At 40.8% G+C, this 20,352-nt stretch carries 19 protein-coding genes; 4 read left to right on the top strand and 15 right to left on the bottom strand.

Translation table 11 applies throughout. The annotated features are described in order from the left end of the window. Positions 1-188: 188 nt before the first annotated feature. Positions 189-365 (top strand): hypothetical protein, encoded by a 177-nt coding sequence (locus tag ABEA36_RS02320; RefSeq protein ID WP_345488389.1) that lies wholly within the window; start codon positions 189-191, stop codon positions 363-365. A 15-nt stretch (positions 366-380) separates the two neighbouring features. Next, on the top strand, positions 381-719 hold the full coding sequence (locus ABEA36_RS02315; RefSeq protein ID WP_345488388.1) for a hypothetical protein: 339 nt from the start codon (positions 381-383) through the stop codon (positions 717-719). Positions 720-851: 132 nt separating this feature from the next. Here the strand turns inward: ABEA36_RS02315 and ABEA36_RS02310 are convergent, their stop codons facing one another. Beyond that, positions 852-1,625 (bottom strand): DeoR/GlpR family DNA-binding transcription regulator, encoded by a 774-nt coding sequence (locus ABEA36_RS02310; protein WP_345488386.1) that lies wholly within the window; start codon positions 1,623-1,625, stop codon positions 852-854. 84 nt (positions 1,626-1,709) lie between these two features. Between ABEA36_RS02310 and hisN the strand changes: the two genes are divergently transcribed. After that, on the top strand, positions 1,710-2,501 hold the full coding sequence (gene hisN, locus ABEA36_RS02305; protein WP_345488384.1) for a histidinol-phosphatase: 792 nt from the start codon (positions 1,710-1,712) through the stop codon (positions 2,499-2,501). 118 nt (positions 2,502-2,619) lie between these two features. Here hisN and ABEA36_RS02300 read toward each other — a convergent pair whose 3' ends face one another. Next, the gene (locus ABEA36_RS02300; RefSeq protein ID WP_345488382.1) at positions 2,620-4,551 is read right to left on the bottom strand and encodes a peptidase U32 family protein; all 1,932 of its coding nucleotides are present in this window, start codon (positions 4,549-4,551) and stop codon (positions 2,620-2,622) included. 288 nt (positions 4,552-4,839) lie between these two features. Between ABEA36_RS02300 and arsC the strand changes: the two genes are divergently transcribed. Beyond that, the gene (gene arsC / locus ABEA36_RS02295) at positions 4,840-5,193 is read left to right on the top strand and encodes an arsenate reductase (glutaredoxin) (protein WP_345490830.1); all 354 of its coding nucleotides are present in this window, start codon (positions 4,840-4,842) and stop codon (positions 5,191-5,193) included. 148 nt (positions 5,194-5,341) lie between these two features. On the opposite strand, the gene agp is transcribed toward arsC, so the two are convergent. The 13 genes from agp to ABEA36_RS02230 all read right to left on the bottom strand — a co-directional run bounded on the left by agp (position 5,342) and on the right by ABEA36_RS02230 (position 19,898). Next, on the bottom strand, positions 5,342-6,601 hold the full coding sequence (agp, locus tag ABEA36_RS02290) for a bifunctional glucose-1-phosphatase/inositol phosphatase (protein WP_345488380.1): 1,260 nt from the start codon (positions 6,599-6,601) through the stop codon (positions 5,342-5,344). Between the two features lie 14 nt (positions 6,602-6,615). Then, positions 6,616-7,893: a tagatose-bisphosphate aldolase subunit GatZ gene (gene gatZ / locus ABEA36_RS02285; protein WP_345488378.1), complete on the bottom strand. Its 1,278-nt coding sequence runs from the start codon at positions 7,891-7,893 to the stop codon at positions 6,616-6,618. An 11-nt stretch (positions 7,894-7,904) separates the two neighbouring features. Further along, the gene (locus tag ABEA36_RS02280) at positions 7,905-8,759 is read right to left on the bottom strand and encodes a tagatose bisphosphate family class II aldolase (protein ID WP_345488376.1); all 855 of its coding nucleotides are present in this window, start codon (positions 8,757-8,759) and stop codon (positions 7,905-7,907) included. Then, a complete protein-coding gene (nagA, locus tag ABEA36_RS02275; RefSeq protein ID WP_345488374.1) occupies positions 8,740-9,909 on the bottom strand; it encodes an N-acetylglucosamine-6-phosphate deacetylase in 1,170 nt (389 codons plus the stop codon). Before nagA ends, ABEA36_RS02280 begins: the two co-directional genes overlap by 20 nt. Beyond that, on the bottom strand, positions 9,899-10,336 hold the full coding sequence (gene agaF, locus ABEA36_RS02270) for a PTS galactosamine/N-acetylgalactosamine transporter subunit IIA (RefSeq protein ID WP_345488372.1): 438 nt from the start codon (positions 10,334-10,336) through the stop codon (positions 9,899-9,901). Before agaF ends, nagA begins: the two co-directional genes overlap by 11 nt. Before the next feature lie 9 nt (positions 10,337-10,345). Beyond that, the gene (locus ABEA36_RS02265; protein ID WP_345488370.1) at positions 10,346-11,239 is read right to left on the bottom strand and encodes a PTS system mannose/fructose/sorbose family transporter subunit IID; all 894 of its coding nucleotides are present in this window, start codon (positions 11,237-11,239) and stop codon (positions 10,346-10,348) included. Continuing rightward, positions 11,229-12,011, bottom strand: a complete 783-nt coding sequence (gene agaW, locus ABEA36_RS02260; protein ID WP_345488368.1) for a PTS N-acetylgalactosamine transporter subunit IIC — start codon at positions 12,009-12,011, stop codon at positions 11,229-11,231. Before agaW ends, ABEA36_RS02265 begins: the two co-directional genes overlap by 11 nt. 12 nt (positions 12,012-12,023) lie before the next feature. Then, positions 12,024-12,512 carry a PTS N-acetylgalactosamine transporter subunit IIB gene (gene agaV / locus ABEA36_RS02255; RefSeq protein ID WP_345488366.1) on the bottom strand — a complete coding sequence of 163 codons (489 nt, stop codon included), beginning with the start codon at positions 12,510-12,512 and terminating at the stop codon, positions 12,024-12,026. A gap of 46 nt (positions 12,513-12,558) precedes the next feature. Then, on the bottom strand, positions 12,559-13,725 hold the full coding sequence (locus tag ABEA36_RS02250; protein ID WP_345488364.1) for an SIS domain-containing protein: 1,167 nt from the start codon (positions 13,723-13,725) through the stop codon (positions 12,559-12,561). A 56-nt stretch (positions 13,726-13,781) separates the two neighbouring features. Then, positions 13,782-14,564, bottom strand: coding sequence for a transcriptional repressor AgaR (gene agaR / locus ABEA36_RS02245; protein WP_345488362.1), 783 nt, complete (start codon positions 14,562-14,564; stop codon positions 13,782-13,784). An 815-nt stretch (positions 14,565-15,379) separates the two neighbouring features. Next, entirely contained in the window at positions 15,380-17,482 is a 2,103-nt protein-coding gene (gene rlmKL / locus ABEA36_RS02240) for a bifunctional 23S rRNA (guanine(2069)-N(7))-methyltransferase RlmK/23S rRNA (guanine(2445)-N(2))-methyltransferase RlmL (RefSeq protein WP_345488360.1), read from the bottom strand. Positions 17,483-17,738: 256 nt separating this feature from the next. Continuing rightward, on the bottom strand, positions 17,739-18,293 hold the full coding sequence (locus tag ABEA36_RS02235; RefSeq protein ID WP_345488358.1) for a hypothetical protein: 555 nt from the start codon (positions 18,291-18,293) through the stop codon (positions 17,739-17,741). A 150-nt stretch (positions 18,294-18,443) separates the two neighbouring features. Next, on the bottom strand, positions 18,444-19,898 hold the full coding sequence (locus tag ABEA36_RS02230; protein WP_345488356.1) for a hypothetical protein: 1,455 nt from the start codon (positions 19,896-19,898) through the stop codon (positions 18,444-18,446). Positions 19,899-20,352: the final 454 nt, after the last annotated feature.

Below are 20,352 nucleotides of genomic sequence, written 5' to 3'. Positions count from 1 at the left end.
ACCCAAATTGGAGTATGAAGCACTGTTAAACGACGCTATAAAAACAGCGATAGTCATACAATGGTTTTAGGTAAATATACCGGAGATAGCGCTTCATATCTTGCCGTAGCAAAAGACAATAATGCGATGTTTGATATAGGTGATAAGTAGGTTAAATCAAAAATACCTATAATTTAACCGATGACAGTATGTTTAAATTATTTAATCTTCCCGCACTGGATGAAGCAATTAAAAATGGTAAAACGATTAAATTTACTCATGATCCTGTTAATGCAACGGGAGCGTTGAGAAATGAATTAAAATATTTGGAAAATAATGGTTATATGTTTTTTCCCGATACGATGTCCGCAATACTAATTAAATAATTATGGGGTTAAAATATGAACAATCCACTTTCTTTTTTAGATTTAATTAAATTATTAAGAGAATTTTTTAAGGGTAGGATATCTAGTTATAGTGTTTATAGTGAACGCCAAGAGATAGATTGTATTTTGTATGAAGCATTTGTATTCAAATGTGGAATAGAAGAACCATATAATACTTTTAAAGCCGGTATCGTTTTAGATTCGAAGTATATAATCGCTGATTATTTTGGAAAAGAAATATCTTTAAACAATACTCGTGAAGACATCATCAAAAGTTTTGAATTAGTTGATAAATATTGTCAGTTAAGACTGCCTGATAAATATTTAGAAGAATTTTTTAAACATAAACCTTAATTGTTAGCAGCTCAATGTCTCAACAGATTGCTAATACCACACTGCCAGTTTATGCTTTGCGACACACCACACTATAAACCAATCTTGGGTAATCGTGTGCGTCAACGTTTAAATGAGATCACTAACCGTCGATTATTTTGCCCGTATGATGGTGTTGATGCACTCGCAAAAAGGTTGAATTTTATCTTCTGCTAGATCATGCTCGATGATCAGAGTGTCAATATCCTGACAACGAGCCACCTGATAGTTTGCGACGGTCGGGATTTTAGGCGATGTTAATGCAACCATGACTTGTGCACTACGCTGTATTAAGGCTCGTTTAAATTCACTGTCTTCATAATTAAATGCCGTTAAACCTTCATCAACATCAAGCGCGCAACCCCCTAAAATGCATTGATCAATAAATATTGTGTTGAGTTGCTGTAGCGCTGTAATGCCCGTTGCGCCCCCTGTACAGCTATTGATTTGGCCACCAATTAAAATGACCTGTTTATTGGCGATGCGCATGACAATTTGGGCGATATCGGGTGAGTTGGTCACAACAGTTAATGTGATATCGGCGGGAATCATCTGAGCGATAGCAAGATTGGTTGAACCACTATCAATAAAAAGGCAACGGTTATGCGTTAATAAGGGTATTGTCGCTTGTGCTAAGCGCTGTTTGCTATGTTCATTTTGACTGATCCGATGTGAAAAATCTTCGCTCACGGGCGTTTGACTTACCGCTCCCCCATAGACACGTTTACAAATACCGCTGAGAGCAAGTTCTTGCAAATCCCGCCGGATGGTGTGTTCTGACACCTTTAATTCTTTAGCTAACAAAATACATTGCACCCGTCCATGCTTCATCAACCGGTCTTTGATTAAAGCTTGTCGTTGTTCTGGGAATAACATATAATCGAGCATAAAACATCACCTTTGAGCGAAAAATTAACAAAACTATCACAATCAATCATATTCATTATTTTAACCTACTGAGCGGGAGTTGCAATGAATAATCCATTACCTGATGCCCAATTTTTTCATACCTTAGCGGACGCTGCTGATAAAACTATCCTCGCGCATTACCGACAATCATTAACGATTGAAACCAAATATAAGCAGGATGTTCGCTTTGATCCCGTAACCCAAGCCGATCGTCAAGCTGAACATGTCATCCGCGATTTGATTGGTCAACGCTATCCTGAGCACGCAATTTTAGGTGAAGAGTTTGGCGAAAACGATAGCCAAAGTCTGCTCAAATGGGTTATCGATCCGATTGATGGCACACGCCCTTTTATTTGTGGACTGCCTGTGTGGGGGAGTTTGATTGGTTTACAGCAAGCACAAATAGCCCGCATGGGGATGATGAGTCAGCCGTTTACACAAGAACGCTTTTGGGCTGACGGTGAACATTCATGGACATCTGGCCCGATGGGGCATAGTCAACTGCTGACTCGTCAAAATGCGACCTTAGCTAACGCGATATTGCATACCACGTCACCTGAACTGTATTCGTTACACCCACAGGTTAAGTTTGCTGAACTCACTCAACGTGTCTTAATGACGCGCTATGGCGGTGAATGTTATGCCATGGCAATGCTGGCTGCAGGTAGAATCGATCTGTGCTTAGAGTTATCATTACAACCTTATGATATTGTTGCTTTTATTCCGATTATTGAACAAGCCGGTGGCGTTGTTACTACGTTACAAGGTCATCGTGCTGAAGCCGGAGGGCAAATTTTGGCATCCGCCAATCGTGCATTACATGATGCGGCATTAGCGGTATTAAATGGCGAATAAACGATTGCATCAGCGCCATTGAGTCATGTGCGTGAGGATTGCATTACAATAAAAAGGCTAACTGATGTTAGCCCTTGAAGGAAATTAAAACACGGTGTAGCTGATACGTCGTGTCTATTTACTGTTTATCTAAAAAGATAATGTCACTGCCAGGTAAAGGCATTTTTAAAATATGCGACTTAATTTTACCCCAAACCTGCATTTCACACGCTTTACAGTTAAATTTTAATGTCAGCTCTTCATTGTTATGGACCAATTTCATTGGCGACACTTTTGTCCTAACCCCTTGTACCCCTTTAGCTTGTTTTGGACACAAATTAAAGGCAAAACGTAGACAATGTTTAGTAATCATCAATGGCGCATCGTCTTTTACTTCATGAGCTTCATAAGCATTATCAATCAGTTCAACCCCATGACGCTGGTAAAACGCTCGTGCTTTGTGGTTATACACATTCGCCAAAAACGTTAAATGGCTTTCAGGATAAATCGGCGTTGGTGTCACTTCGTTTTTACGCAAGCGACGCACATAATGTTTTAAACGCGCCTGAGTTAATCGATCAATCACGTCTCGGCGTAGCTGATTTAATTGACTGTTTGGAATAAAGTAAACGGGGTTTAACTCAATGTCAGTTGTCGTTGCATAATAGATTGTTTGCCCCAGTTTAGCTAAGCTGTCTGCTAGATTTTTTTGCGCTTTATCCGCTTGCTGTGCCAAGTCAAAATCTGCCAATAGACATTGGCTCACTTCGATGCCCTCTTCACTGACTGCAACCAGTTCAATCCCACCTTGGCAATGACGTAACAAAAAGGCAACGCCAATACGACGTTGACTGGACTCTTTGAGTAAACTTTGTTGCCAAACATGATCTAAATTTCGGTTAATGAGACACGGTAATCGTAACGTCATTAATGACTTGGGTAATTCATTTGGGTAAACGCGGTACAGTTCGGCTGATAATTTTTCAACTTTATCAGCACGAAACCCGACCACTTCACGCTTGACCAATACATTTAATCCATCACCATTGACTAATGGGGTTTGCGATTTAATCTCGATCGATTTATCTGTAACTTTGACCAATTCCCCTACTTGTAAGCCAACAAATTTGGGGGAATCAAATGCGCCAATATCGGCTTTACGACCATTCACAAAATAATCCGTACTCCCTCGATGGAAAGTACGATTAGGATCGGGGGTGAAAAAGTATTCTGTTTTACCACTTGATGCCCGCACTAAATCCGATCGTTCACTTAAAATGAGATCCAATTTTTGACGATAAAAAGCCGTGATATTTTTGACATAACTGATGTCTTTATAGCGCCCTTCAATCTTAAATGAGCGAACCCCCGCATTAACAAGCTGTGTAAGATTGTCAGATTGATTATTGTCTTTCATCGACAATAAGTGCTTTTCATAAGCCACAACACGGCCTTGATCATCTTTCAGCGTAAACGGTAAACGGCAAGCTTGTGAACAGTCACCTCGGTTTGCACTGCGTCCCGTTTGTGCATGAGAAATATAACATTGCCCAGAAAACGCCACACACAGCGCACCATGAATAAAGTATTCAATATTGGCATCAGTTTGCTGATGAATAGCCTGAATGTCTTGCAGATCCAATTCGCGAGCCAACACAATTTGTGAAAACCCGACATCGGCTAAAAATTTAGCTTTTTCTGGGGTGCGAATATCCATTTGTGTACTGGCGTGCAGATCAATTGGCGGAATATCAAGTGCCAAAACCCCCATATCTTGTACAATCAAGGCATCTACCCCTGCTTCGTATAGCTGATGTATCAATAAACGCGCGGGTTCTAGCTCATTATCGTGCAAAATGGTATTTAATGTCACAAAGACTTTTGCATAATAGTGATGTGCAAATTCGACGAGTTTGGCAATATCACTGACCGTATTGCCGGCATTATGACGCGCACCAAAGCTAGGCCCGCCAATATAGACGGCATCTGAGCCATGTAAAATGGCTTGTCTGGCAATCTCGACATCTTTTGCCGGACTGAGTAATTCAAGTTGGTTATGTAGTTGGATCATGACGTATTCGCGGATAAAAAAGACGCGGCGATTATACCTGCTTTTTTGCCAATTTACTAAAATTGAATATCGTCAGTGAGAATGTTTTTAACGCAATGTTACGCTTTCAAGTAAAAAACAGGCATTCAATCAGATCTGGCTGAAATTATGTGACGAAATCAATACGTTGATCATACCATCAGCAACGAAAATCGGTCTGACATATTGGTATTATGTGGTATGGTAAGCACAACATTACATTTCGTTCATTCCTTTTTAGGGATGAGCATGATTAAACGGGAGGACGATATGTCAACGATTACCATTTACCATAACCCAAAATGTTCTAAAAGCCGCGAAACCCTAGCACTATTAAAACAACATGGCATCGAACCGCACGTTGTGCTTTATTTAGATAACCCACCATCCGTCAGTACGTTAACTACATTATTAAAACAGCTTGGTTTTGATTCGGCCCGCTCATTAATGCGAACAAAAGAAGATGCCTATCAAGCGCTTAATCTGAATGATCAAACACTGACCCAAGCCCAACTTTTAGCAGCTATGCACGATAACCCTAAATTGATCGAACGCCCGATTGTGGTTGCGAATGGTCAAGCACGAATCGGGCGACCACCTGAAAGCGTGCTTGACATTATCTGATATAGCGTTATGTAAAAAGGCGCTTTTTTAGCGTTGATGGGCTTCATTCACTCTCATCGTTAGAGATAAAATCAACGCTAACTAAAATCGCCATCATGGACTAACACAGTTAAGCAACCCGTGAATCGCCATGATAACCGCTAGTGATTTATTTGCTAATGTCACTCATCACGTGTTTAAACGTCGTAAATGAGCAAAATCCCATCGCATTAGTTGGGCAATTTTGCATCTCTAGCACCACTTTTTGAGGTGGATTATCACGATTGAGTTCAGTTAAATGACGAATTTGATCGGTTGATTGATAAAAATATTCAATTTTCATTAATGCTTCACCACTGCGATTATCACGCCACTTTTCAAATACCACTTTACCGCCAATCGGTGTTGTTTCAAATTGATTAGGCAGTTGATAAGGTTTGATTTGCAGTGCAGAAAACAGCGATGCGACGTTAGAATCATGCCCGGTCAAAAAGGTAAATTTAATATTGTCGTCACCATCAGCGAACGAGTGATCAATGTAACTGACTAAGTTGGCCGCAACGTGTTTTGCCACAACCGGCGAACCAAATAGCACCGTATTATAATGTTCTTTAATCGCCACTAACTGCTCAAATTGTTGAGGGGTTTTTATGTGTCCCCACGCGACATCTTGTAAAGGTGAACCTTCATAATATTGTAAAATGAACGCATCGGCGATGGATGTGCCAGTGCGCAATGGCCCAGTTAGCCCCGGTTCTTTGCCTTTTTCAATGATGAATTGAGTAGCCGGAGCAATAAAATCACACTGTTTATCGGTAGTACAGTTGCTCGACGCAGAATAATTAATCACATTAGCCATATCTTGGTAGGCATCACGCAATTGGTTATTTAAACCGTCAATCCCATTTGGCCCCGCTGTATCATTCATTGATGCAATTGCCGCTTGTTTAAACGCCGGGCTATCATCACGAATCACAGGGAAAAATACCGGATCCATCGTACCGAGTTTTTCTTTATGCACGACTGGCACTAAACACCCCGGGAAAGCCCCGACTGCAAAATACTGCCCCGTTGCAATTGTGCGCTGCAAACTGTTGGTATAGATATAAACCTCTTTATCGGTTGGGCAGCGATTATCCACGAATAATTTATTATCCACGAGCCATTCACTAAAATAGTGACCAAAATAGCTTTCAAGCACGCCACCACGACTGGTTAAATAACTGGCAGGCGTATCCCATTTAGGCCATTGATTGGGCGTGACTTTACCGAGTGTACTTGTTGGGCTAGCCAGCGGCGCCCGTAAGCCATGTCGGCTAAACACAACCACTTGTTCTAACGTATAGCTATCGAGATTTTCAACGGCTTGCGCTGAAAATGATAAGATAAAAGGCAAACTAAACAGTAATTTTAACTTCACTTTTTTCATATATCCCCCAATGATTAAACATGAATGGTCGATGAACGACAGGCTTGATCATACTGGCGTAATACATCCTGTATTTTATCAATTAGTAGTGATTTTGGCTCATGTTGACACTGCTTAGCCAAGACATGATTAAATTGTATTGGCATATACTGGCTTAACACACCTAATGCAATCGTGGTACTTGATAAGTTACTCAATAGCTTGTCCAATGCTTGGTTAATACTCGGATCGGGCCAATAATAACGACAACGATCAGACAAGCTATAATCCAGTTCAACTCGATATTTTGAATATTTGCTATCATAATATTTTTGCCAATATTGTGGATTATCAAGCATAACATCATCCATTACCGCCATAATCTGACTTTGCTGTGCGGGCGCAATGATCACTTTTTCTATCATCGCCAAAGCAAACACTGCTTCACGTAAGGCAAACGTTAATGCAGGCCCTACTTTTAATATGGCAAAGTGATCGTGCACGAGCTGTTTTAAATGCGCTGGCGTTTGGTAATCGGTTGAATGAGCTTCATAAACAAACGGCGTTGTGTCAATAAAAGCAGATAAATCCAGTGCCTTTTGCCGTTGATATTGAATAATATTGTGCTGATCAAACTCTACCCCTGGTTGCACAACAATAGCAATCACGCGTTTAAATGCGTCATTTAGCCCCAATTGTTGAAAAGCCTGTTGATGACGACTGATAGTCAACTTTGCATTATCCACCGTTGTCACTAAAGCCGTTTCAATGGCATGCGCCTCACCACCTGGAATCGGCACCTCGGTCCCAATCACATAACTTAACGCATGTTTTTGAGAATCCGTAGCGGTGTTTTCTGCAACAAGGCATAAACGCGCAGACCGTTCGGCCACGACATCTGGCGCTAAAGGCATACTATCATCAGCACATGACATTGATGTATCTAAATGTATTTTACGAAAGCCCGCTTTGACATATTGGGCAATCAACACTTCTGCTTTTTGCATCGCAACTTCCGCAGATTCATGTTGCCAACAGTTTGGGCCAAGATGATCACCGCCAAGTATGATGCGTGATGTTGGAAACTTGACTTTATTTGCAATTGCAAAAACAAAGTCACGAAAATCAGCCGGCTGCATCCCCGTATAGCCACCATATTGATTCACTTGATTAGACGTTGCTTCAATCAGCACATGGGTATCTAACGAGCGATTAAACAATAGCACGGCTTCAATAACTAACGGATGTGCTGAACAAACCGAATAGATACCGTGTTGACGGTCATTTTTATGTGTTTTAACAATGGTTTTCATGAGTTACCCACTTAACGTTTGCCTGCACTATTACAGATACGGATTTTTTCTTGCACAATTTTTTTCATTGCAGCTTTACCGGGTGCCATGTAGTGCCTTGGATCGTTAGCGGCTGGGTTATCATTAAAATAGGCTTTGACTGCATCAGAAAATGCAATTTTCAATTCAGTTGCGACATTGACTTTGCAAATGCCTAAACTGATCGCCCTTTTCACCATTGTTTCAGGAATCCCCGATGCACCATGCAGTACTAATGGTACACTCACTCGCTGATGGATTTTAGCAAGGCGATCAAAATCAAGCTTAGGTTCACCATGATATAAACCATGCGCAGAACCGATAGCGACCGCTAATGAATCGATGTTGGTTTGTTTAACAAATTCGACGGCTGCGTCTGGATCGGTATAAAAGCTAGCGGCTTCATCAACCACTAAATCATCTTCTTGCCCCCCCAATCGACCTAACTCAGCTTCGACACTGGCATCATATTGATGACAATAGTCAACGACGTGACGAACAAGCGCAATATTATCGTTGAAAGGGTAATGTGAACCATCAATCATCGCTGAGCGGATACCCGATTGAATCTTGACCTTGATATCATTGAATTGCTCATGATGATCTAAATGTAGTGCAAAGGGTAAATCATACTCTCGCGCAGCTTGCTGACAGATAGCAACTAAATACCCTGTGCCAGCATAGTTAAATGTGCTTGGAGTACCGGCCATGATAACAGGGGATTCCATTTCTGCGGCCGTTTCAGCAATCACTTGAATGGTTTCCAAATTATGAATATTAAATGCGGGTATCGCATAGCCCTCTTTTTGGGCTTTGAGTAACATATTTTTACTTGAGATAAGATACATATTCACTCCTAAACTGATTTGATTGGTAAACCACCTTGCCGTTAACCAACGTAGCAATAAGGTGATGAGTATCATCTAATAACACTAAATTGGCATGTTTGTTCGGTGCAATACTGCCTAATTGGTCATCAACGCCGAGTGCTTTTGCTGGATAATAGCTGCCATGCAACCAAGCCTGTTCAAACGTGATATGGCTAAAGTCAGCAAGATGCTGCACGGCGCGATCGAGCGTTAACGCGCTGCCTGCAAGTCCCCCATCATCGGTACGCACAACGTTATCTTGCATATGGACTAACAATTCGCCTAAGTAATAGTCACCATTGGGCATACCGGTCGCGCGCATCGCATCACTGACTAACAATAAATTGTGCTGACAGCAGCGATGTGCAATAGCAACCGCCGCGGGATGCACATGATGACCATCGACGATAATTTCAGTTTGGCAATCGGGAACGCTTAGCGCAGCGCCAACCACACCAGGATGACGATGATGCAATCCCGACATCCCGTTATAACAATGCACCACGCCATTAGCCCCCGCCAACAAGGCGGATTTAGTGGTTTGATAATCCGCATTAGTATGACCCAGCATGACACGGATATTTAATGTACGTAGCCAACGGATGATGGACAACGCATCGGGATATTCGGGTGCTAAAGCCACACATTTCAATGTGCCTTGGGCAATGGCTAACCACTTTTCTAACACTTTGCGGTCGGGTGCTTGCAGTAAGTTTTGAGGGTGAGCGCCCTTATGAACGGGATTAAAAAAAGGCCCTTCTAAATACGAACCGAGCAGACACGCACCATCAACGCCTTTTTGTATGCTCTGTTGCACTTGTGCTAATGCGGCCTCAATGCGTTGGTGGCTTTCTGTCACGGTAGTGGCTAAAAAGGCACCCACACCATGTTGCGCCAAAAAACAACTCATTGTATTGAGTGCTTCGTGCGTCGCATCCATTGTATCCACACCCATAACACCATGAATGTGAGTGTCAATTAACGCGGGTAACACGCTGATTGAGTGTGGACACGGTTTTCCACTTGGCTCAATAGCAAGAATATTGCCGCCCTCAATATGGATGATGGCATTTTCTACCCAACCGACAGGTGTTAGCACTTGCTTTGCGTGAATCTGCTTAGATTCCATCTTGACATTCCTTATTGGTAGCAGGGCTTTTTTGATTTTCATGCCACAGACTGGTAACACCTTGCTTGCCATTATTAATGGCTAACAGACGAAATGACGCGGAATCTATTGCATCACGTTGCATTAGCATTTCTAGCAGTAATGGCATATTTGTGCCACTGATGACTTCAATATGCGGATATTGGTAACTGAGCATTGCGGCGAAACGAAAAGGCGATCCCCCTAAAATATCGGTTAAAAACACAACACCATCCCCCTTATCACACACCGTTAATGCATCGTTGAGTTGGTGTTCTAGTTGTTCGCTACTCATACCATCGGGGAAATTAACCGCCGTAAACTGTGCTTGTTCACCCATAATTTGTACGGCGGCTTCATAAAGCCCGGTAGCAAAGCTACCGTGACCGGTTAATATGACTCCTAACATGTTTACTCCTTATAAGATCCCTATCAATTTACCCAATACACCCAGCACAACGGTCAAGCCGATTAATTTAACCGGTGAAACGTTACGCTTCATTAGGCTGTAAACAATTAAGGTAAAGCCTAAAGGCAATAAATTGGGCATCAGCTTATCTAAGACATCTATTTGCAAGGCGATATGCGCTTGACCGGCATTGATTTCAAGCGGGGTTGCTAGGTGAACATAGGATGCGACTAATGCCCCAATGACTGTCATTCCAACAATGGACGCCGCATGAGAGATACGTTTAGTATGGGTTTTCAGTAATGGTAGCGCACTGGTACCTGCTCGATACCCGTAATGAGCTAAGCCAAAACGCAAACCAAAATGCACAATATTAAACATTAATAAGAAGATAATCGGCCCAAAGAGACTGCCTTCTAACGCAAGTGAAGCCCCAATACCGGCACAGATTGGTAATAATGTTAACCAGAAAAGTGCATCACCAATGCCACCTAATGGCCCCATTAAGGCGACTTTCACGGCTCGAATTGTCGAGATATTTTCTTTACCTTTTTCCATGGCTAGCACTAAGCCTGATAAAAACGTTACATCAAACGGGTGCACATTAATAAATTCCATATGCATATGCATGGCGTTTTTGAGGTCATCGTTGTTGCGATGAATTTTACGTAAGGCCGGTAAAATCGTGAATAACCAGCCACCTGCTTGCATACGCTCGTAGTTAAATGATGCTTGTAATGCTAAAGAGCGAAATGCCATACGGTTAATGTCGCTTTTTGTTAATGTCACATCTTGGCTTTGGTCAACATAGGTATCAGCAGCCACTTTACTGGTCGCAAGCGCTTGAGCCATGCGTTTTTCTGCTTTTTCCGCCATCTTGTTGTCGTTATCATTAAATGCCATCTTCCACCTCCACAGAACTTGAATTGGCCGGCTTATGACTATCACGGTTGTCGCGGCTATAATTAAAGAAATCGATCATCGCAATGGCTAATGCGCCAAGTGCAATAGCTAATATTGGTAAATTGAGGAATGTCACACCAAGAAAACCCAGAATAAAATAGGCAATGTAGGTCTTTTTCATCATGATTTTCATCAGCATGGCAAAACCAATTGCTGGCATCATGCCTCCAGCAACACTTAAACCATCAAGTAACCATTGGGGTGATTTTTGAACTAATGCCGTGGCCGCGTCTGCGCCGAAATAGATCGGTAAAAAAGCGACAATAAAATAAAAACAAAACAAGATGATCATGCCTAAATAGTTTACCCACTCAATACCTTTAAAATTCAGTTGTTCAACAAAACGGTCACATTTATGCATCATCGGTGAATACACTGTAAATAAAATGGTAATGCAGCCCTGCACAGCTATCGCAAAGGGGACGGCAATACCAATGGCGACTTTAGGATCCGCTTGGGTTAAAATCGCAAAGGTCGTACCAATCACCCCACCAATTACCACGTTGGGTGGCTGCGCCCCAGCTAAAGGCACCATCCCCATCCAAACTAATTCTAATGCGCCACCGACATATAAACCGGTCGTCACATCACCTAAAATTAAGCCCACCAATGGCCCAATGACAACGGGCCGATGTAAATGGGTTAAGCCATCAAACAAATCCACGCCAGCAATACCGGCAAGCAAGGCAATTAACAAAGCATCGATTAACATAGTCTGTTCCCCTTATAGGCGATTAAGTAAATCTGAGATTTTTTCACCGGCTTCATCGGGCACACGGCGTACTTCACACGTTACCCCTAACTGTTCAAGTTGTTTAAACGTTGCAATATCATCGTCATCAACTGAAACGGTTTTATGGATCTGCGTTTTACCTTCGGAAAAATGCATATTCCCCACATTAACAAATTTGATGGGTACACCACCTTTTACTAGCGTTAACACGTCTTGGGGTGTTTTGCAGACAATAAAAATTTTTTGACGACTGGCTGCTTTACCAATGATGTCGATGGTTTTTTGTAAGGTGAAATAGCGATTTTCAATGCCATCAGTAATGACCATATCCATTAAGTTTTGTTGTACAGGATCTTGCGCCGCACTGTCGTTGGCAACGAGCAGTAAATTTGCACCTAAGGCATTAACCCAAGTGACACCCACTTGGCCATGCACTAAACGGTTATCAATACGCGTCATAAGAATATTGGGAGTACTCATAGTTATTGCATCCTTTTGTATTGTGTCTGAATGTCAATTCAGCGATTTATGCCGGATTAAAAGGGTAAATATTAACGCCTTTGACAACGCGATTAACTTCACCGGTTGGGCATGGATTATCCGGTGTTAAACCGCAACTCAACGAGGTTTCAAACGCTAACATCTGCGCAAATAGCAAGTATGGGAACATCAACCAACAATCGGCTAACGCGCTGTCTACGCTTAAGATATGCGGGTTTTGACTTGCTTGACCACTTAAGGCAAGCACATGACTTGCGATATTGTCATGAGTCAATTCATTAAATAAGTCGTTATCATATTGGCGGATATAAGCATCATTGGATAAAAAGCAGATCATAAGGGTGTCGGCATTCACCATAAATTTAGGACCATGACGTAAACCGAGTGTTGAATCAAAACGCGTAGCCAATTTACCCGCCGTAAGCTCGAGGATTTTTAAAGCAGATTCTTGAGCGATGCCCATAAAACAGCTACTACCGACATACACCACACGCTGACACGGTGAACGGGCTAATTGTTTGGTGATGGTTTGCCATGCCACTAATTTTTCCTCACAGATGTCGGCAATTTCCATCACGGCCTGTTTCGCATCGTGTTGTTTAAAATTACCGAGCAACAACAATGCAGCAAGCATCATGCTACTAATGCTTGATGTCATCGCAAAGCTCACATCATGACTTCCTTCTGGCATGACTAACTCAAAAATGCGCTGCGGTTGCTTAGCACTTGCCGCATATTGGGTTAAAGCACTGCTTGGATTACAGGTCAAAAATAAGTGATAACAATTAGGGATGAGTTGATCCGCCAATTTGACTGCTGCGACACTTTCAGGACTATTGCCTGATCGCGCAAACGACACGAGAAGGGTTTTCTTGCCTGGGCGTAGGTATTGCAATGGATCTGTCACGATTTCAGTTGAACCATAAGCATGCACATTGTGTTGCGTCGTTTGCCTTAGCCAAGGTGCAAGCGCAACGCCACCAAATGCCGATGAGCCGGCACCGGTTAAAATAATCTCTAAATCGGTATCATCGAGTAAAGGAGATAAAAATGCGTGCAATGCCGAGTGCTGCTGCTCAATTAACTGCCAAACATTGCGCCAAATTTTCGGTTGTTGGCAAATCTCTTTCGCCGTATGCTGCGCCTGATGTTGAGCTAACCAATCTTGGGAATAATTTAAATATTGATGCATAGCGTCTATCCTATTTAATAAAAAATCGTTTGGTTAAGTGTGGATGCTTAGGGTCATTAATTATCAGCAATCACGACATTGACCCCGAGCGCATGTAATTGTGTTAAATAGTTGTTGGGAATATTGAAATCGGTCACGACGGTTTGGATATGAGTGACTTTTTCAATCATACAAAAACTTTTGCGACCAAACTTTGTTGAATCCGTAATGGCAATAATTTGCCCTGATACTTCGCACATGACTTTGTTAACCGCCGCCTCAGAAAAGTTTGGCGTCGTGATACCGGCTTGTAAATCAAAGCCATCTACGCCTAAAAAGAGTTTATTAAAATGGTACATTTTAAGTTGCTGTTCAACGGTCGGGCCAAAGATTGAATACGCGTTTTTTCTGACATTTCCCCCGGCAATAATGACTTCAATGTCAGTGTGGGTTGCCAAGTCGTAGGCAATATTGAGTGCGTTGGTGAGTACAATAAGATTTTGCTTATCACGCAAATATGGCACCATTGCTGCCGTGGTTGAACCGGAATCTAAAATAATCCGATCGCCATCCTCCACCAGCTCTGCTGCTTTTTGTGCAATTTTGTTTTTTAAACTAAAGTTAATACGGCTTTTATCAAGCAATGGCCGATCAAACGCAAAGGCTTTGTTGAGCATCGCACCGCCATAAGAACGGAGTATGCAGCCCTTTTCTTCTAAATGGCGCAGATCATTACGGATGGTGACCGTTGAAACATGAAATAATTTACTGAGTTTATTTACCGACACGGTATTTTCTGTGTCGAGCAAATGAATGATCTTTTCACGGCGCTGAATGGTATTAATCGTTTCATCATGCATAAGACTCTCACTTAGTGTGCTTTCATTTCCTTATTAGATTTAAACATAGGCTATCAATCGAAAATGATAAGTGAGTCACAAAGTTGCTTTCCGCTAAAAAAGCACAAAAAACCTTTCATTAAGAAACAAAACGAAAGCGAACGAAAGCATGTAAACGTTAAAAATAAAAAAAATGCTGAATATATTCAGTCAATTAGATTACGACCTGAAACAAAAATGATAAGGCGTTTAAAACCCGCATAGTAAACGGGATTTCATTGTGCGACGTGATCAAAATCACAAATTGTGTAATTGAAGAATTTACTGATGAAAAAAGCATGACGTCAACATCCATGAAGTTGATGGCATGATGAGTCAATATAGGATTATTAAGAGGCTATTTTCGTTAAATTATTGTCATAACCTATAATTATAGTGTAAAAAGCGTGGGTGAATTCAAATAATGACCATACACTAAAAATGATATAACTTGTATTATTAATTTGAATAAAAATATATTTAACTTAATAAAATCAATACATAATAGGTTAATTCTATGTTGTATGACGTTAATATAACGAAATTGAATATGTGATATTGCTAAAAGGTTTGTAACATATTGTATTTTGATTCTTAGGTACGATTAGAAAACTATTATAAGCAGTATTAAACAAAAATATACTTTACCGACTCTGACTTAATCATAGTTTCACTGTGTTTATAACGTCTGATACTTAACAAAGTTACCATGCAGAATATTTGTTTTGAATAAATAAAAAATGCCTGATGAAATCAGGCATTAAAACCGGTTATTTAAACCGGTATATGGTATTTTATTAAGAACTGTGTTTTACTAAAAAACAGCAATGGATGTGTTTATTACGTTTAAAATCTAACGATATCGTCTGCTCACTAATATCTTTAGCCGTTAAACCGAGTTGTTTTAATCCATCATAATCAAGCTTAAAACCGCGTTTATTATTGGAAAACATGATGACGCCATTTGGCCGTAATAGACGTTTTAGGTTTTGCATTAAATCCAAATGATCGCGCTGTACATCAAAGGTATCGCTCATGCGTTTCGAGTTCGAAAATGTAGGCGGATCAATAAAAATGACATCAAATTGTTCATCACTTTCGCGCAAGTAAACTAAGCAATCGGCCTGAATTAAGCGGTGTTGTTTCCCAGATAAACCATTTTGCTTGAGATTACGATCCGCCCACTCTAAATAAGTACGTGACATATCCACCGTCGTGGTTGATTTTGCGCCACCCAGTCCAGCATAGACGGTAGCACTGCCAGTATATGAGAACAAATTAAGAAAATCTTGGTTTTTAGTCATTTGGCCAATCATTTTACGGGCGATACGGTGATCTAAAAATAGCCCGGTATCTAGGTAATCGGTTAAGTTAACCCAGAATTGTGCATTGTATTCTTTGACCAAGAAGTAATCTTGCTTTTGTGCTAATGTTTGGTACTGCTTTTTACCTTTTTGGCGTTCACGGGTTTTCAAAATAAGTTGATTAGCCGTTAAACCAAGTACCGACATTGTTGCATTGATAATATCAAACAGGCGCTGTTTAGCTTTGTTTGGATCGATCGTTTTAGGCGGAGCATACTCTTGTACAACAACTTTATCTTTGTAACGGTCAATTGCAACGTTATATTCGGGCAAATCTGCATCATACAAACGGTAACATTCAATTGATTCTTGTTTAGCCCACTTTACCAATTTTTGTTCATTTTTGCGTAATCGATTGGCAAAATCAGCGGCGGGTAATGATGCTTCTATCGTCGCATGACTTTCTCGTTTTGCAATCACATAATTTTTTTGTACACAATCTAGTGGACCATTTTTAGCTTTAAACTGACGTTCTGCACGTAATTGTAGGCAATCAAGGAGTTGTGGCGCAGCACTGAATAATGACACTGTCCAACCACCAAAATAGTGTTTAATACGTTGACCTAATGTAGTGTGTAACGCAATTAATGCAGGCTCACTCTCTAAACGCTCGCCATAAGGTGGGTTACTTAAAAGGGTGCCGGTTCTTTCTGGATAGGGGTTGGTCAAATGGGTGACATCTTGTATGTTAAAGTGAATTAACTCACCGACGCCCGCTTTATTCGCATTTTGCTTGGCTTTTTTGATCACGTTCGCATCATTATCATACCCGACAAAAGGCGTCGTAATTGATTTTACCTGCTCCCTTGCTTCAAAAAGCACGGTGTTCCACAACGTAGCATTAAAGCCAAGCCAGGATAAAAAGCCCCAATTTTTACGTTTTAAGCCCGGTGCAATATTGGCAGCCATCATAGCCGCTTCAATTAATAATGTACCAGACCCACACATTGGATCCACTAATACCTCATCATGATACCAGCCAGAACGAAGAATAATTGCAGCAGCCAAGTTTTCTTTTAATGGTGCTTCACCGGTTTTTTCACGATAACCACGTTGATGAAGGCTCTCGCCAGTAAGATCGAGTGATAGAATAACGCGGTTTTTGTCTAAAAAAGCATGAATTCGAATATTGGGGTTGTCTTTTGTGACATTAGGGCGTTCATTTACTTTACGATTAAAGTTGTCAACGATTGCATCTTTGACTTTTAACGCACCATATTGGCTATTGCGGATAAAGTCGTTAGTACCAACAAAATGAATCATAAATGTTGCATCAACATTGAAAATTGACGTCCAATCGACATTAACCGCGCAGCTGTAAAGATCTAAATCACTGTAGATATCAAATTCGACGATAGGTAGAAAAATGCGTGACGCAAGTCTTGACCATAATAAAGAGCGATAAAGCGTTGCTTCATCGGCCTCAAAATAGACACCACCTTGTGTCACTTGGCACTCTGATGCACCGATATCTTGTAACTCTTTTTTAAGTAATTCTTCAAGTCCACGAGGACTACTAGCAAATAATTTATTCATTGGGTATCACAATTCACTAAAATTGCCGCTAATTATATACAGATTTATGAATAACGCCTAATATTAAGCAGAGTATTTTGATGGTGGTCTCTCTTTCAAGGTGAATACGACAACATTTGCGATACGATGCGTTTAATCTAATCATCAAATGTGGTTGCTTTCATCGTATAATACGAAATAAACATGTTCATATTCCCATCTGCAATCGATAACCATCACGATTGATATTAACGATAACAACTGTATTTCCTCAACACTAAACAAACTTAAAATGTTTTTTTAGCGACTGAATAAATTGATTATTGATGTTATGTGAGTATTTATCAATATGCCATGAAGATAAAAATAACAGTTGTTGCTTGGTTAAAGGTTGATGAAGTCTATCATGGCATAATGTTGTTTCATCACTTTGCCTTTCGTGATTAAAAACAGGCATTAAAGGTTGAACAATGAAATGATTATCAATCGGCATTGATGGCTTTTGTTGCAAATGCTCATCACGATGTTGGATGATTTGGGATTGTTGTTGATACCAATGAGCATATCCCCTTAAATCATAATGCCCTTTTAGTTGGTAACCATGGGATATGGGCTTGGCTTGCGGGTAACGTTGATAGATGGCATTAGCCGGAAAACCACCATAGATAATAATTTGGTCAATTTTTTTGATGTGTTTAATGATTGGTTTGAGCTTAAACCCCAGTAATTGGCTAATAACATAAAATGAGTGATTGTAGACCTTTAAAAATGACCCTTCAGTAAAGAAAATAATTGGCTGTTGGCTTAATATCAATTTTTGTTCAATATCCATGAAACTGTCTTTCCTATTGGTTTGGATTTTGCCGCCAGCAATGCTTAACAGCATTGACGGCGGGCTTTTGTCGCTTTGCAGCAAAAGCTGGATTAACTCACCTATTGTGCTGCTTTTGTAAGAATTTTATCTATGATGAGTATTAAATCATCATGGTTGAGCACATATCCCCATGAGGGAACCATAAGGGCTATCAGCAAATACTTCGCCATCCGTTGACATAACACTAAATTGGAAAGCACCGCTCTCTTCTGCTTCACTTGTCCAATAATAAAAACTGTAGAAAGATGAACCACCGTAATTGATCATCGATCCCCATTCAGAGAATAGCCCTCCTCCAATACGACGTTGGTAATAGTTACCAGGTGAAGCAGGTGTTGCACTAGGAATGGTTGCGTTATTATTATATTCAAAATGACCTGAAGCATTTGTTAAATCTTTAACCTTAACAATGGCATAATGACTGCCATTTAATCCTGCACACCATGTCGTCTGGCTATTCGTACCGATTGCTGCTTGCCAATTAAAGCCTCTATTGACAAACCACTTTTGTAATACGAATCCATATTTAACGACGGCCGTTGAGCCACTGTAACCAACCAGTTCAAAACGGGCAGGTAATGCTGGTGGTGCATCAGCCGTTGCCCCTGAGCTACTTGAACTCGCCATGGGTCCTGTTAAAGTAACCCGCACACTGGTTGCGCTGATATTTGTCATCGTAGCGGTAATTGCATTTGGCGCCGTTCCTACTGTGACTGACGGCCAATCTAATACACTTGACACACCCGCAATATCTAAATCAAAATACAGATTATTGGCACCTGTTGTTGGGAAGTTACTGCTGTAAGAAGAGGGAATAATGGACTGTAATTTAAATCCGTTACTGGTGTCCCATATATTTGATGGCCCCGCATATTGACCCGTTGAATAGGTCATATCCGGTTTCGCGAAGCAAATACCCGCTTGACTGACGGGGACTATCGTAAATATAGCGCTCGTATTATCATAAGCCGTTGTGTGAGGGTCACCATACTGTGTACTAAGTGACAGGGAATCTTTAGTCGTAAACGTTAATGTGTAAGGCGCTAAGCAGTCATTTGGTATTGCCGTTAATTCACTACCAATTGACATACCGTTTTTATCTTTCCATTCACCCACGACATTGCCAATAAGTGTAAATGTATTATCCTCATCATCATCCTTAAACACATCGTCCGGGACAATACTACTCAAATTGTATGACCCCATATCAGCGGGAACAATAGTCGTAACGCTATCAAATTGAGCAGCGACAGACGCGAGACTGATAGCCGTACCTGCAGGTATTACAGTCAGTGTTCCATCACTATTGACCTTTTTCATATTGCCTGAAGCATCACTGATATAGGTATTATCACCAATTTTAATACTCAAAAAACGACTCAAGTCGGTCAATGTTTCACCATTTATTTCAATGTAAGGACGCCTTCCTTGTATTGTATGAGCGGTTTGGGCTGACAACGCGCCAATGGTGAAATCACTCCACACTAAACAGGGTAAGATCAATACTATGGATTTAACGACACGCTTGAGATGTGATAAACGCGCATAAATGCCAGATATCAATGCAGTGGCTGATAAACTTCGGTTTGTAGATGGGGATTGAATAATATGTGAATGAAAATTTGATAATGAATGTGAATTGAATGAAGATGTATTTACACCACCGTTGTCATTAATAACGGTGTTATTAAAATTTAATGTGCTGCCTGCTGCCTGCTGCCTGCTGCCTGCTGCCTGCTGCCTGCTGCCTGCTGCCTGCTGCCTGCTGCCTGCTGCCTGCTGCCTGCTTTATTACCATATTTTACCATGTTTCCCTCTTTTTTTATAGTTAATTATTTGTTTTATAAAAATAATTTTTTAGTTTTCATTCGACGCTAGCATGACTAACGTGGCGTATTTTAGCGCCAGATATTGTATTGCGTTTTATTACATAGTGCAACATATGACCAGTAAATGACGATATATTGATATTGCTAACCATTTTCAACGTTAATTTAATCAACAGTACGACGGGATC

The organism is Orbus sasakiae (assembly GCF_039542345.1).
Taxonomy (GTDB): domain Bacteria; phylum Pseudomonadota; class Gammaproteobacteria; order Enterobacterales; family Orbaceae; genus Orbus; species Orbus sasakiae.
The sequence above is the reverse complement of the archived record's forward strand: the minus strand, read 5'-3'. Positions and strand labels throughout refer to the sequence as shown.

Excerpts from the sequence above, each read along its gene's own strand:
- ABEA36_RS02315 (WP_345488388.1), top strand. The coding sequence starts at position 381 with ATGAACAATCCACTTTCTTTTTTAGATTTAATTAAATTATTAAGAGAA.
- rlmKL (WP_345488360.1), bottom strand. The coding sequence starts at position 17,482 with ATGAATAAATTATTTGCTAGTAGTCCTCGTGGACTTGAAGAATTACTT.
- ABEA36_RS02235 (WP_345488358.1), bottom strand. The coding sequence starts at position 18,293 with ATGGATATTGAACAAAAATTGATATTAAGCCAACAGCCAATTATTTTC.
- agp (WP_345488380.1), bottom strand. The coding sequence starts at position 6,601 with ATGAAAAAAGTGAAGTTAAAATTACTGTTTAGTTTGCCTTTTATCTTA.
- agaV (WP_345488366.1), bottom strand. The coding sequence starts at position 12,512 with ATGAGTACTCCCAATATTCTTATGACGCGTATTGATAACCGTTTAGTG.
- ABEA36_RS02280 (WP_345488376.1), bottom strand. The coding sequence starts at position 8,759 with ATGTATCTTATCTCAAGTAAAAATATGTTACTCAAAGCCCAAAAAGAG.
- ABEA36_RS02300 (WP_345488382.1), bottom strand. The coding sequence starts at position 4,551 with ATGATCCAACTACATAACCAACTTGAATTACTCAGTCCGGCAAAAGAT.
- ABEA36_RS02320 (WP_345488389.1), top strand. The coding sequence starts at position 189 with ATGTTTAAATTATTTAATCTTCCCGCACTGGATGAAGCAATTAAAAAT.
- ABEA36_RS02250 (WP_345488364.1), bottom strand. The coding sequence starts at position 13,725 with ATGCATCAATATTTAAATTATTCCCAAGATTGGTTAGCTCAACATCAG.
- gatZ (WP_345488378.1), bottom strand. The coding sequence starts at position 7,893 with ATGAAAACCATTGTTAAAACACATAAAAATGACCGTCAACACGGTATC.
- agaR (WP_345488362.1), bottom strand. The coding sequence starts at position 14,564 with ATGCATGATGAAACGATTAATACCATTCAGCGCCGTGAAAAGATCATT.
- ABEA36_RS02265 (WP_345488370.1), bottom strand. The coding sequence starts at position 11,239 with ATGGCATTTAATGATAACGACAACAAGATGGCGGAAAAAGCAGAAAAA.
- nagA (WP_345488374.1), bottom strand. The coding sequence starts at position 9,909 with ATGGAATCTAAGCAGATTCACGCAAAGCAAGTGCTAACACCTGTCGGT.
- arsC (WP_345490830.1), top strand. The coding sequence starts at position 4,840 with ATGTCAACGATTACCATTTACCATAACCCAAAATGTTCTAAAAGCCGC.
- ABEA36_RS02310 (WP_345488386.1), bottom strand. The coding sequence starts at position 1,625 with ATGCTCGATTATATGTTATTCCCAGAACAACGACAAGCTTTAATCAAA.
- agaW (WP_345488368.1), bottom strand. The coding sequence starts at position 12,011 with ATGTTAATCGATGCTTTGTTAATTGCCTTGCTTGCCGGTATTGCTGGC.
- hisN (WP_345488384.1), top strand. The coding sequence starts at position 1,710 with ATGAATAATCCATTACCTGATGCCCAATTTTTTCATACCTTAGCGGAC.
- agaF (WP_345488372.1), bottom strand. The coding sequence starts at position 10,336 with ATGTTAGGAGTCATATTAACCGGTCACGGTAGCTTTGCTACCGGGCTT.